The organism is Paenibacillus sp. MAEPY2 (assembly GCF_000499205.1).
Classification (GTDB): Bacteria; Bacillota; Bacilli; order Paenibacillales; family Paenibacillaceae; genus Paenibacillus; species Paenibacillus vandeheii.
This window is the reverse complement of sequence record NZ_AWUK01000050.1, coordinates 6,341-22,367: the sequence shown is the minus strand read 5'-3', so window position 1 is coordinate 22,367 and position 16,027 is coordinate 6,341. Positions and strand designations below refer to the sequence as shown.

General features: G+C 45.8%; 1 protein-coding gene. It reads left to right on the top strand.

Annotated features, from left to right (window positions below; translation table 11 throughout):
* Positions 1-125 precede the first annotated feature (125 nt).
* Positions 126-15,956 (top strand): non-ribosomal peptide synthetase, encoded by a 15,831-nt coding sequence (locus tag P364_RS0131305; protein ID WP_024633946.1) that lies wholly within the window; start codon positions 126-128, stop codon positions 15,954-15,956.
* The last annotated feature ends 71 nt before the right edge of the window (positions 15,957-16,027 follow it).

Below are 16,027 nucleotides of genomic sequence, written 5' to 3'. Positions count from 1 at the left end.
CCCTCTGAATATTCACCAAATTTTACTTTTATTTTACTTAAAAACACAAATAAGTAAATAGATTGACATGGAAATTTCAGGATAATATAATAGCTGTATTCTGCTTGCAAAGGAAGGATATCGTTATGATTACTGGACATTCCAATATCAGAGAGAATCCGACAGTGAACGAGAACAGGACGAACTATCCCCGCAATTATACCATTCATCAGTTATTTCAAGAGCAGGCCCGCTTGCATCGCGATGCGATTGCGGTAACCTCAGACACCATTCAATATACGTACAAGGAAGTAGATCAGTATTCTAACCAAATGGCCGCATTTCTTCGTCAGAAGGGGGCAGACCGCAACAAAATAATTGGTATTATGCTAGAGAGATCCCCTGAAATGATAATTGCTTTAATAGCCGTTCTCAAATCAGGGGCTTCTTATTTACCGATTGATTCCGAAACACCTGAGGAACGAGTGACTTATATGCTCAAGGACAGTGGAGCATGTATGCTGCTGACATCTCAGACTGGGAGCAACTACAAAGAATGCGCCGGCCTGGAAATGGTTCACCCCAGGATTATGGATTATCAGGACTTTTCGTCGGATGAACTGACGGACCTTAACCAGGCGGAAGATCCGGCTTACATTATCTATACATCGGGGTCAACGGGTTTGCCCAAAGGTGTTGTGATCTCTCATCGGGCTGCTATCCGTGTTGTACGTGATACCAATTACATCACAATTACGGAGCAGGACTGTATGCTTCAGATGTCCAACTATTCGTTTGATGCTTCGGTATTTGAAATATTTGGAGCCCTGCTGAATGGAGCCAGATTAGTCATCCTTCAGAAGGAAGAGGCCCTTAACATGTCCGGCCTTGCCCAGTCTATTGAAAAAAACGGGATAACCGTTATGTTCATCACAACTGCTTTTTTTAATGCCATCGTGGAACGTGAGATTACCTGTTTGAAATCGGTTCGCAAAGTGCTCTTTGGTGGTGAAAGAGTTTCACTGACACATGTAAAAAAAGCGTTTGAATATATGGGGGAAAACAAGCTTATTCACGTTTATGGACCTACGGAAAGCACGGTTTTTGCGACGTATTATGCTGTAAACGAAATCGATGAGGAAGCGCTTACAATACCGATAGGTAGACCTATCGCAAATACCTCCGTTCTGGTGCTGGATCAGCATGATCATCCCGTCCCTGTCGGAACAGCCGGGGAATTATGCATATCCGGTGATGGACTGGCACTCGGTTATTTGAATAACGATGAGCTCACGGAACAAAAATTCGTTTCTCATCCTTTCCTTACATCAGAGCGGATGTACCGCACGGGTGATTTGGTTCGCTGGACGCCTGAGCATACCCTTGAATTTTTGGATCGAATGGATCAGCAGGTGAAGCTTCGCGGTTTTCGGATCGAGCTGGGGGAAATTGAAACCCATTTGTCCCGGCATGATGCGGTAGCAGAGGCCTTTGTCATGATGCGAACAAACGATGCGGGCCATTCCTATCTGTGTGCATATATGGTGTTGACCCAGGAAACCTCGATTGAGGAGCTGCGTCTTTTCCTGGAGCAGAGAATACCGGAGTACATGGTACCAAACTATTATGTCAAGCTGGAGCAGCTTCCGCTGACTGCTAATGGCAAGATTAACAAGAGTGAATTACCCGAGCCGGATCACAGTATCCATTCAGGGAGGGTATACGTTGCTCCGACAACGGAGTTGGAACAGCGTCTGTCCTTGATTTGGAAAGATGTACTACAGATCGAGCAGTTGAGTGTACATGACAGTTTTGCACATCTGGGCGGTCATTCGCTTAATGCCATTGAAGTGATTGCACGGATTAATGAGGATTTAAGTGCAAGTCTGCCATTAAACCAGCTTTTCCGTCTTGGAACGATACAAAATATAGCAAAATTTTTGGAAGAAAATAATGATGAGGATAACACGGAGGCTTACTTCACGGATCAAGGTGATCCTGCCAATATGCTTGAGCCATTCGGTCTCACGGGTATTCAGTTGGCTTATTTGATTGGACGTGACCCTGCGTTTGAGATGGGTGGAGCTGCAACCAATTTTACGGTCGAATTCGAGGCAGAGGCCGATATGGATTTGGTTAATGCAACCTTGCAGAAATTGATCAACAGGCATCCCATTTTACGAACAGTTGTGTATGAGAATGGGACACAGCAAATATTAAAAAAACCACCGTTATACACGGTAGAAGTGATAGACGTGTCAGAATGGGATACGGCATATCGTAGCTCGCGAATGGAAGCAGAGAGACAACGAATGATGACAAAAGTTATTATTCCAAGCGAGTGGCCCTTATTTGAAATGAAAGCTTATCGGATGTCAGAGCGTCAGTATTACTTTTATCTGAACCTGGACCCGCTCATATGTGATGACAGCAGCTTGAAGCTGCTCATCAAGGAATTCAAATGGCTCTATGCAAACGGGGATCAGGAACTGCCGGAGCTTCAATATAATTTTAGGGACTATGTTCAGGCCATGACACGTTTCAAACAGTCGGCACGTTATTTCAAGGATCAACAGTACTGGATGGACAAGCTGGAAGACTTCCCTGGTTCTCCGGCTTTGCCGCTCAAATGTGATCCCTCAGACATAAACGTGCCCCAATTCAGCAAGTTCTCGAATTTTATTACGGGTGAACATTGGAACAAGCTCAAACAGCAGGCAAGGCAGCATAACGTTACGCCAACCTCCATTTTGTGCGCAGCCTATGCTTATGTACTTGCACACTGGTCGAACCAGGAGAGATTTGGGGTTAACCTGACCGTATTTAACCGGATTCCGTTTCATGAAGATGTGCAGAGGATGGCTGGAGACTTTACAACGCTAATGTTGCTGGATATTGATACACGGAATTCGATGAATTCGTTCTGGACCTTTACAGAGTCGGTTCAACATTCATTGCTGGATGCACTGGATCACAGACATTATGATGGCGTTGATTTTATAAGACAATTGGGCAAAAAACATGATATGCACAAAAGAGCGGTCATGCCAATTGTATTTACGAGTGTCTTAAATGAGAATGTGGAAGATTCATTTGACGCTTTGTTTAACTTCGACCAGATCAAGTATTTCAGTACAAGAACCTCACAGGTTTATATTGATAATCAGGTCTATGAAATCAATGGCGGCTTGTATATCACGTGGGACTTTGTGGATCAATTGTTTGAAAAAGAAGTGATTGAATCCATGTTTCAGCAGTATCTGATCCTACTGAACCAAGTGATCTCTGCAACACAAATTACCGAGCTTGAGTTGAGTCAATCGAGCAGGCAGCTCATCGAACAGTACAACGATACGAGCAAGCCGTTGGCTCTGAAGCCTCTGCATGACCTGTTAACTGTAACAGCGATCAGATTCGGAGATCGGGTGGCGATTCAGCATCATGAACGTTCCATTTGTTACATAGAGTTGGAACGCAGATCGAATCAGATTGCCAGGTATTTGATCGATCACGGAGTACAGCGGGGCGATTATATTGGTGTGTATGGCAAGAGATGCATTGACACCATTGTGAATATATTCGGTGTGCTCAAAGCGGGAGCAGCGTATATTCCGCTTGATCCGGACTATCCGGAGGAACGCAAGCAGTATATTCGCGAAAAGGCCAACTGTAAATTTTTCATCATGCCGGAGCTATACGAGACGGAAGCGTTAGAAACCTACTCTGCGGAATCCATAAACAGCGGAGTGACGAATGATGATATGGCTTATGTAATTTTCACTTCTGGCAGCACAGGTAAGCCCAAGGGTGTGCAGATCAAGCACGGTGCAGCAGCCAATACGATCCTGGATATGAATGAACGGTTTAACGTAACCTCCAGTGATCGAATGATGGGTATATCTTCATTATGTTTTGACTTGTCTGTCTATGATATTTTCGGCGCAGTCAGCTGTGGTGCTTGTCTGGTTCTTATTGATGATCAGCGTGACATGTTTCAGCTCAAGAACGTGATGGAACAAGAAAAAATCACCATTTGGAATTCGGTTCCTGCTCTTATGGACATGTGTGTTGATCTGTATTCACCGGGAGAGAAGAACAACGACCTTCGTCTGGTATTGCTTAGTGGTGACTGGATATCCCTCCGGCTTCCTCAGAAAATAGTAGATGTATTTCCTGAATCTGAGGTGGTCAGTTTGGGAGGAGCGACTGAAGCATCGATATGGTCCATTTATTATCCAATCACGGCAGTGTCTGAGCAATGGAAAAGCATCCCTTATGGCAGACCACTGGCCAATCAACAGATTCATGTGCTGAACAGACAACTTCAACCCTGCCCTATAGATGTTGAGGGAGAGTTGTACATTGGTGGAAGTGGTGTAGCAAGCGGTTATCTGCATGACGAGGAAAAAACGAGACAGTCTTTCATCGTCCATCCGCAGTTGGGTTACATCTACAAGACAGGAGATTTCGGTGTCCTTCGATCCGAAGGGTATGTGGAGTTTCTGGGCAGAAAAGATAGCCAGGTCAAAATCAAAGGTTATCGGGTAGAACTTGGTGAAATTGAGAATGTGCTTTTGCAAGCCGATGACGTGCAAAAGGCAGCTGTTATTGATGTTGCTGGCGAGAACGGAGTCAAGAGCCTCTTTGCCTTTGTTGTTGCAGATCAGAATGTGGACACACTGCCACTGAAAGTTCTTTTGCAAAGTAAATTGCCAAATTACATGGTTCCGTCCATGTTTCTGAAAGTAGATGAAGTTCCGCTTACTGCCAATGGCAAGGTCAATAAAGCGGTACTGGAGCAAGTGGCAAGGCAGCATCAACTCACTGTTCGTGAACAGGTTGTGGTGGATACAGAGCCTGTCAATTCCATTCAGGAACAGCTGCTTCAGATCTGGAGAGATGTATTTGGCTTGAAGCAGATTGGCATGAATGTAAGCTGTTTTGATCTGGGCGGAGATTCGCTGAAAATTATGGCGATTGTGGCTGAAGTGAAGAAGCGGCTTCATGTTGAAGTTCCGATTGGTGAAATGTTCCGAAATGATACGATATACAGCCTGGAACAGTATTTGGCTACAAAAGCACATGTGAAACCTGCTGTGATCATTGAGAAATTAAGTCGCCGTGACCGATTTAGGGCTTCTGCAGCGCAGAAAAGCATGTATACACTCTCGCTGCTTGAAAACAACAGGGGAGCCTACCACATTCCCATGGCGCTCTTTATGGAAGGAGAAGTACACTTCATACGGCTTGAAAGAGCGCTTCAAACCTTTATTGCAAGGCATGAAATACTGAGAACCGGATTTGAAGTGATAGAGGATGAGCTTGTCCAGACGGTCCATACAAACGTAGCCTTTACACTTGATTATGATGATCTGGGAGAGCTCGATACAGATGACCATGAACTCGTTTGTTTGACAAGCAGCCTGTGCAAACAGTCCACTCAAGTTTTTGACCTTCGCCAGCCTCCTTTAATGAGGGCAAAACTGGTGAGAATTGGCCATGGGCGTCATTTGTTCATTATAAATTTCCACCATATTGTGGCTGACGGTACATCTCAAGGCATTTTGATGAACGAATTGCTTGAGCTGTACAGTGGCTCGATTCTTCCAGACGTTGACGTGCATTATCTGGATTATACGGCATGGCAGGAACAGTACGGGCATTCGGATGAAATGGCGAAACAGGAGGCGTACTGGCTGGATGTCTATAGTAGTCCCCCGCCAACGCTTGAGCTTCCTTACGACTTTAAACGACCTGAGATTAATACGTATGAAGGAAACAACATATATAGTCACTTGGGTGAGAGCCTGACCCGCGACATCAGGCAGCTTGCCAAGGACACCGGATCAACGTTGTACATGGTGATGCTTAGTGCCTATTTCCTTTTATTGCACCGATATACCCACGAGAAAGATCTGGTTGTGGGTGCGGCTGCCTCTGGCCGTCTGCATGAGCCGTTACAACATATGTTTGGTGTATTCGTGAACACCATTGCATTGCGAAACCAGATGAACGAATCGGATAGTGTCAGACAGTTAATTGAGCAAATCAAACAAACAACCGTAGCAGCCTTTGAACATTCAGAGTATGCATTTGATGAATTGGTACGAAAAACAGGTGCAGAACGTGAGATCAATCGTAATCCGTTGTTTGACACGATGTTCTCGCTGGAGAACGCTTCGCTGTTTACCCGTGAAACAGAAGGTATGAAGTTGTCACCTGTCATGTTCAATCTGGATAATGCAAAATTTGATCTGACATTCAACATCCTTGAGTTTGAAAATGAAATCGTGCTTAACGTTGAGTATTCCACCGATTTGTTTAGTCAGGAAACCATTCAGCGCATGAGTGACAACTATATTGCCTTAGTAGGAAACATGATATCCGGTCTGGAACAGCCGCTTAGCGAAATTGAAAGTCTGTCTCCGGGAGAAAGAGATCAGTTGATTCATACCTTTAATCCACCATCCCTGGAGTATCCTTTGCATAAAACTGTGGATGAGCTCTTTGAACAGCAAGTGAGACGTACACCGGATCATGTTGCTCTGGTGATGGGCGAAAAACAGGTAACCTATCGCGAGTTGAACCATCGGAGTGAACAGCTTGCTGAAGTACTACGAAAAAAAGGAGTGCGTGATAACAACATCGTCGGGGTCCTCGCAGAGCGTTCAATCGATGCGGTGATCGGCATGCTGGCAGTTCTAAAAGCAGGCGGAGCATACTTACCCATTGACCCGGCCTACCCGAATGAACGTATCCATTACATGCTTGAAGACAGTCAGACCCAATGGGTATTAACACCGAAGCAACGGTTTGAACATGTCGTTCAGGGAAAAGAAAGCTCTGTCCATCTCATTGATTTGCAGACTGAACTTGTGCAAACGGATGAATTCCTGATCTCCTCTTCCTTGCAACCAATACGGGGGCAAAGTCGGAATCTGGCTTATGTTATTTACACATCAGGTTCTACAGGTCAGCCGAAGGGAGTGATGGTTTCACACCAATCACTTGTTCATTTGTGTACATGGCACCATAAACGGTATCAGATCACTGATGCTGATCGCAGTGCCAGCTATGCTAGCTTGAGCTTTGATGCTTTTGTATGGGAATTGTTTCCATACCTGTTGGCAGGGGCTTCCGTACATCTGATTCAGGATGAAATCAGACTGGATGTGGTTCGTATCAATGACTACTTCCATCAGCATCAGATTAGCATTGCGTTCCTGCCTACAGCGATTTGCGAGCAGTTTATCCGGCAGGAGAACCATTCCCTTCGAACATTGCTGACGGGGGGAGACAAGCTGAATTATTTTGAACCCCGGAACTATGAGGTTGTAAACAATTACGGTCCAACTGAAAATACAGTCGTCACCACAAGTTTTACCATAAATCAGATGTATGCCAATATCCCTATAGGTCAACCACTGCCGAATACTACCGTTTTCATTCTGAGTGGCAGTGACCAGCTTTCGCCCATAGGGGTTCCGGGGGAATTGTGCATAAGCGGAGCCGGACTTGCAAAAGGGTATTTGAACAGGCCTCAGTTAACGGCAGAGAAGTTTGTCCAACATCCGTTCAATCCAGAACAAAAGATGTATCGGACCGGCGATTGGGTGCGTTGGCTGCCGGACGGCAATATTGAATATTTGGGTCGCATGGATGATCAGGTGAAAATACGCGGATTCCGTATTGAGCTTGGAGAAATTGAACATCTGCTGTTACAGGACCCAAGGGTGTTAGAGGCGGCAGTTATCGCGCATACAGACCCGGCAGACTTGCCAATACTTTGCGGTTACGTGGTGTGTCATGAGGGGCATCCTGTGGACGTGATTGATAAGATTAAAGAAGAATTAACCCGTCGTTTGCCTTCGTATATGGTGCCTACCCACCTTGTCATGATGGATCGCTTGCCTTTAACAGCTAATGGGAAAGTAAACCGCAAGGCGCTGCCGATGCCGACACCATCGGATAACCGGGAGACCATCGGGTATGAACCACCAAGAAATCCGGTTGAAGTTGCACTGGTTACTCTTTGGCAGGATATTTTAAAAATTGGAAATTTGGGTGTTCATGACCGATTCTTCGATATTGGTGGACACTCCCTGCTGGCAACCATACTGATCTCCAGATTACACAAGGAGATGCAGGTAGAAATGCCGCTGGTGCAAATTTTCCGTACACCTACAATCCGGGGCATGGCCCAATATATTTTGGATCATAAAAAAAGCAAATATACATCCATTCCTCATGCACCATTGCAGTACTTGTATGATTTATCAGCGGCACAGCAAAGAATTTATATTTTGAGCAATCTGGGTCCAACGGGTACGGCCTATAACATGCCTCTTGCCATGAAATTAAAGGGGAGCATAAATAAAAAACAATTGAATGAGGCGTTCTCCTGCCTGATTGCAAGACATGAATCGCTTCGAACTTCATTTGTCATGAATCAGGGTAAGCCTGCTCAAAAAATTATGCCAAGTGTTGATTTTGAAGTGCAGTACAGTTCCATCCGTGCAGAAGTGGAATCACCTGTTCTATCCGACTGGGTACAACCTTTTTCATTGGAACAGGCTCCGCTGATGCGGGCTGAACTTGTGCAAACCCAAGCAGACGAACATGTCCTTTTGCTGGACATGCATCATATGATTTCAGATGGAATTTCCATCGGAATTCTATTGCATGAACTGGCCGAGCTCTACAATGGCAAAAAAATGCCACCTGTAGCCGCGCAGTACAAGGATTATTCACTGTGGGCATATGAGCGTCAATCAAGCAGTGACTCGATCCGGCATGAAAAGTATTGGGCAGATGTGCTGAAGGAAGAGGTTCCGGTTCTTGACCTGCCTTTGGATTTTGCACGGCCAAAGACCAAGTCGTTTAATGGTGACCAGATTCATTTGCCTCTGGACAAAACATTGACGGCTGCGCTGGAGCAGCTGGCCAACGATCAGGGAGCCACCATGTATATGCTGTTTGTCTCTGCATTTACAACACTGCTCTCCAGATATACCGGACAGGAAGATATCCTGATTGGTACGCCGGTTTCAGGCCGGAATCATGATGATCTCAACCGTGTTATCGGCATGTTTGTCAACACGATTGTTCTCAGAAATGCACCACGGGGCCATTATACCTTCCGCCAATATCTGGAGCAGGTGAAGGAGAACACACTCCAGGCCTATGAGCATCAGGAATATCCATTTGAACGTTTGGTTGAACAGGTGGATGTGAAGCGTGATCCTTCACGTAATCCATTGTTCGACGTCATGCTTGTTCAGAATACAGATTGGCTACAGCTTCATATGAACGATGTGGAGGCCATATTGCTTGAAGATGGCATCCAACGTTCCAAATTTGATATGACGGCCAGGGTGAACAAAACCAACCTGAGCTGGAATCTCGAACTGGAATATAACACGGATGTGTTCCGAGCGGAGCGTATTCAGCGCTTTGCTGAACATTTTGTTGAGATATTGAGACAGGTCGCTGCTGCTCCAGAAGTGCGACTGGATCAATTGGATATTCTGACGCAACCAGAGAAAACCGTTCTGACAGGGTTCAACCCGCCGAGACAGGCCTATGAGCGGGACAAAACACTGGTCCAGATGTTTATGGAGCAGGTTGAACGCAATCCGGACAACATCGCTTTAGTTTTTGAGAATGAGCAGCTGACCTACCGCATGTTGAATGAGAGGGCGAATGTCCTGGCTTGCGAGTTACGTAAGGAAGGAGCAGGACCAAATCACATTGTAGCAGTGATGGTGGAGCGCTCCATAAATATGATCGTTGCGATTGTAGGTGTGCTCAAATCAGGGGCGGCTTACATGCCGATCGATCCTGAACTTCCTGCTGAGCGCAAGCGTTATATGCTGACTGACAGTGGTGCGCGTTTATTATGTACAGCAGATCATTCCATGGTGGATGACCTTGCGTTTAAAGGTACAGTTATTTTATTGGATGCATTGGATCGTTCAGGGGTACGTGAACCAGTACGTGAACCGGACATGATCAACCATTCCAGCGATGCGGCTTATGTCATTTATACTTCGGGATCTACTGGCAGACCCAAAGGAGTCGTTGTTGAACACTACAATGTTCACAATCTGGTGGACGGACTGGTGGAGGCGGTATATCAGCACTATGAGACGCCTCTAAATATTGCATTGATTGCTCCATATATCTTTGATGCATCCGTAAAGCAGATTTTTGCTGCTTTGCTGCTCGGACATGCACTGCATATCGTGCCTAAGAGCACAGTCTGGGAAGCAGATCTTTTGCTGAATTATTATGCTCATCATCATATTCATGTGTCCGATGGTACGCCTGCTCATCTGAAATTGCTCACCCTGGCCTCGGCCGGATGCAAACATCAATATGAACTGCAAGAGCTGATTATCGGTGGGGACGTGCTGACCTTTGACCTTCTCGATGAAGTATATACCACGCTCCCTGGAATGAAAGCAAACGTTACAAACGTATATGGACCGACGGAATGCACGGTGGACGCGGCTTGGAACAGAATCATGTATGGAACAGGCGAGCGATCAGGAACGATTCCGATCGGCAGACCGATCCGAAATACAAGCATCCTGATTATGGATCGTTACAATCGTCCACAGCCGGTTGGTGTACCGGGTGAGTTGTGCATTTCGGGTGAGGGAGTGGCACGCGGTTACTTGAATCAACCAGACCTTACGGCAGAGAAGTTTGTGGATTCACCTATAGACAACGATCGGAAAATGTATCGTACAGGTGATACTGCCAAATGGCTGCCGGATGGAACCATTGAATTTGTTGGCAGACAGGATGATCAGGTCAAAATCCGTGGTTATCGAATTGAACTGGGAGAAGTGGAGTACCAGTTAACCCGCCTGGAGGTAATTCAGGAGGCATTTCTTAACGCAGGTCAGGATGACAGTGGTAATGATTATCTCTGTGCGTATATTGTAATTGCTGATCCGGGGCTCTCCATTATGGACGTTCGTGAGAGACTTGAGTTACAGGTTCCTTCATATATGATACCAGCTCATTTTGTTAAAATGGATCACTTGCCAAGAACAGTAAGCGGAAAAGTAGATCGCTCTCGACTTCCTGAACCGGGCAACCGCATACTGGATGACGCGAAGTATGAACCACCAAGGAACGACAAAGAGCAAAAGCTTGTTCAGATATGGGAGAACATCTTGAATCTGGATTGCATTGGAATTCATCACAACTTTTTTGTCATGGGTGGGGATTCCATCAAGGCGCTTCAGACGATTTCAGGATTGTCCAAACTGGGTTTGAAAGTAGAAATGAAGGATCTCTTTGCCAACCCGACGATCCGGCAGCTTAGTCCATATGTTAAGCATTCCCAGACTCCAACTACTGGAAATGCTGAGGTGACAGGCGAGGTTTTCCTAACGCCTATTCAGCAGCGTTTTTTTGCAAGAAACGATACGGATCACAACCATTACAATCAGGCTTTTATGTTATTCAGGCAGGAAGGATTCGATCAGAACGCCATTCGGCTTAGTTTCGATAAACTGATGGAGCATCATGACGGGTTAAGAATGGTTTATGGCTACAACTCCTCTGGAGAAATGACCCAGACCATCCCAAGCTATAGAAGCGGTATGTTTGAATTCGATGTTGTGGATGTCAGAGGCGTAGCACAACCAGAGGCATTCATTGAAGAGCAGGCATCGTTGTTGCATAAGAACATGGAGATTCACGAGGGACAGCTCGTTAAACTCCGGCTTTTCCGGCTCGATGAGGGCGAACACCTGTTAATCACCATTCATCATTTGGTCATGGATGGTGTGTCCTGGAGAATTTTGCTCGAAGATTTGGAGTGGTTATACATTCAAGCGGTCGAACAAAAGCCGTTGGATGTGGGACCCAAAACCGTCTCTTACCAGCAATTTGCTGCTGCTTTAAAGTCGTATTCCAAACATCACCTTTTGCAAAAGGAGCAAGCGTTCTGGAGAAACATGTCCAGTGTTTATACGCCTTTGCTGGATTCTCAGTGCCAAACAACGAATACAGTTCGTGACCATGGTCATAGCGCTACCCTTGTATCTGAGCTTGATCGTGAACAAACCGGCTGGCTTCTTCAACAGACAAACAGAGCCTACCAAACGGAGATTAATGACATTCTGTTGACTGCACTTATGCTAAGTGTAACCGAAATAACCGGTCAACCTCGGTTCAAAATCATGCTGGAGGGGCATGGCCGACAAGCGCTTGTATCCGAGCTGAATGTCAGCAGAACGGTCGGGTGGTTTACATCCGTATACCCGGTAGTATTTGACCTGTATCAAGAGCTGGAATTGCCTAAGGCAATTAAAACAGTCAAGGAAACACTGAGAGCGATTCCCAATAAAGGCATCGGATACGGAATTCTGAAGTATATGGCTGATCAGCACGGTTTTGCAGATGAAAAGGAAGCACCAATTTTGTTCAATTATATGGGTGAACTGGATAGCAGTCTGGAACGGAACGTTTTCCGTTCGTCCCATATCCCGGTAGGACAAACGGTGGGTGGACAGCTCACCAGAGAGCATGATTTTGAAATCAATGCAGTTGTCATGGATGGGAAGTTCACCGTTCATACGACTTACAGTGATGGAATATATGAAGCTGAGACTGCTGAACAGCTTAATCGATTGTTCATGGACAACTTGCATCAAATCGTTCACCACTGTCGGAACAAGCAGGGCACAGAGAGAACTCCATCCGATTATGGGAAGCATCCTGTATCCATAGCGGAGTTGGAAGCGATACAAAACAGAATTGATCCTCTTGTGATCAGCAAAATGTATCCGTTGACTCTAATGCAATCCGGCATGCTGTACCATTCGCTGGCGCAAGAAACATCACACGCCTATTTTGAGCAGGTATTTGTGGAATTAAAGGGTAACGTTGATGTGGAGATATTGAAATACAGCTTTGGACGGGTGATACAGCGCCATGAGGGGCTTCGTTCCATATTTGAATATCAACTTGTGGAGCAACCCCGCCAGCTTATTATTGACCAGCAGCAGGCTGAATGGTTGATGCTGGATTGGACCGGTACTAGCCAGCGTGAACAGCTTCAACGGATGGAGCAGTTCATGGCCGAGGATCAGGAAAGAGGGTTTGATCTTAGCAGGGAGTTATTAATCAGATTCTGTCTGATCTCCAGAGGGGCGGATGCGTACACACTGGTCATTAGTCATCATCATATTTTGCTGGACGGCTGGTGTCTCGATATCCTGATTCGTGAAATGTTTGAGATTTATGCGAGTCAGCAGGCTGGGCAGCCTGAAATGTTGGAAGAAACCAGGCCGCTGGGGGACTACCTCGACTGGCTTGATCAACAGAACAAGGAGGAAGCACTGGCGTATTGGAAACAGTATCTCCAGGGCTACGATGAACGAGTCACTTTGCCCAAAACAGGGGCTAACCTGAATGCGGAAGCGCCAACGTTGCGAGAGCAGGAAATTCAATTTCCGCGTGAACTCACAAGTGGGCTAAAACAGTTCGCTATGAACAATCAGGTTACATTTAATGCGTTAATTCAGGCGATATGGGGCATGGTCTTATGCAGATACAGCGGTACAGAAGATGTCGTATACGGCACAGTCATTTCCGGGAGAGACGCAGATGTTGAAGGAATAGAGAACATGGTTGGGTTGTTTATTAATACCATTCCTACCCGGGTGAAATTTGAGCCGGAAGAGCTTTTTGCTGATGCTCTCCGCAGGGTTCAACAGGAAGGGATGGAAGGTCAAAAGTATGGCTATGTACATCTGGGAGATATACAGGATCAAAGTGAATTAAAAGCCGATTTGCTTGACCATGTACTGGTATTCCAAAATTTTGGGAATGAACAGGCTGCGAGCCTTGCGGCGGAGCATGTGACCGGAGTAGCGCTGGAGTGCGTTTATGGCATTGAGCACACGCACTATGATTTGAGTGTAACTGCTGTCATGGGTGATACATTCAGACTTAAATGCTCCTATAACCGTAACGTACTGGATTCGGATCTGATGAATGGTCTGGGTGATCATGTTCTCTATGTGGCAGAGCAAATTAGTGCAAACCAGGATATTCGAGTAAAAGAGATTGCTCTTATTGGTGAGCGGGACAGACCTAAGATGGAGCTGTTATCACATGGTCCAATGACACCATTTCCCAAAGAAAAGACATTATCTCAGCTATTCGACGAACAGGCAGAGCGAACTCCGGATGCAGTTGCACTGGTCATGCATGAAAAACAGCTCACCTACCGGGAGCTGCAGGAGAAATCGAATCAGATGTCAGAACGTTTGCGCATGCAAGGCATTCAACCTTCATCCATCGTAGGGTTAATGGTACAACGCTCTTTCGAGATGATAATAAGTATACTTGGAATTCTCAAAGCAGGAGCAGCCTATTTACCGATCGATCCCCAATGGCCAAAAGCGCGAATTGTGCACATGCTGCATGACAGCGGTGCCGCCTTGCTGCTTACGGAGAAACAATGGATGGAGGATTTCACAGGCGTCACTGAAGTCATGAATGTACATGCGAATGTTGAAGACACCATCCGATTAGAGAGCATAGGCATGAAGGAATCAGCACCAACCTTGGCATCCGAGGATAAGGCCGGAGACGATCTGGCTTATATTATCTACACCTCGGGCTCTACGGGGAAACCAAAAGGTGTAATGATCTCCCATGCCAATGCCATTCGTGTAGTGAAAAATACAAATTATATTCAGATCTCTGCCTCAGATTCGATATTGCAGCTTTCAAATTATGCCTTTGATGGCTCGATATTTGACATCTTTGGAGCGCTGTTAAACGGCGCGAGGCTGGTCATGATTGAACAGGAGACACTGCTGGATATTAACCAATTGTCCAAAGTGCTGACAGAGGAGAGAATTACGGTCTGTTTCATGACGACTGCCTTGTTCAACCTGCTGGTTGATCGTGCGCCTCATTGTTTGCTTGGACTTCGAAAACTCCTATTTGGAGGGGAGCGGGCTTCGGTCTCCCATGCCCGAAAAGCTCTTTCTCATATGGGAGCAGATAAACTGATTCACGTATATGGTCCTACGGAAAGTACAGTGTTTGCAACAAGTTACCCTGTACAAGCCATAGGTGACAATGATGGAAGTCTTCCGATTGGCAAGCCCATTGCGAACACATCTGCATGGATTCTGGACGACAATCAACAGTTTGTTCCAAATGGCGTACCTGGAGAGCTTTATCTCTCAGGTGATGGATTAAGTCTCGGTTATCTGAACAATGAGGATCTGACTGAAGCCAAATTTGTCAACAATCCATATCAGCTCCATGGACGAATGTACCGTACTGGTGATCGGGTACGCCGACAGTCTGACGGAACGATTGAATTTCTGGAGCGAATGGATCATCAGGTGAAGCTGAGAGGTTATCGGATCGAGCTTGGGGAGATTGAACAGGTACTGATTTCGCATGAGCATGTCCGTGAAGCCACGGTTGTAGCTGTCAAAGATTCGGGTGGACAGGATACTTTGTGTGCTTACCTTACCGTCCTGAAGGAAGTCAATCGGGTGGATATGCAATCCTATATGGAAGCCCGTTTGCCAGGCTATATGGTCCCTTCCTATTTTATGGTATTGGAGCAGCTCCTACTTACGCCAAACGGGAAAATAGACCGCCATGCGTTGCCTCGCCCTGAGATAGCAATCAAATCAGAGACAACGTATGAGGCTCCTTCCAATTATGTGGAGGAACAGCTAGTAAACATATGGGAAGAAGTGCTGAATGTGAAGCCGATTGGCACCACCCACCATTTCTTTGAATGCGGCGGGAATTCCCTTAAAGTGATGCATGCAGTTCAGTTGACTAATCGAAAGTTGCAAATGGAATTAAAAATCAGTCAATTTTTTGAGTATCCAACGATTAAACAACAGGTCTCTCATATATTGGGCGGTAGCACAGCTGACCTTGATTTGAATGAATATGTGGAAGAAGAGATTTAGCAGTTCGTTCTTTATGTACAATAAATGAGTCAATGATCCGTGAGAGACTGCATTGCAGATAGCCCCTTCAT

Bases quoted from the DNA above. Each gene is read 5' to 3' on its own strand.
- P364_RS0131305 (WP_024633946.1), top strand. From the start codon at position 126: ATGATTACTGGACATTCCAATATCAGAGAGAATCCGACAGTGAACGAG.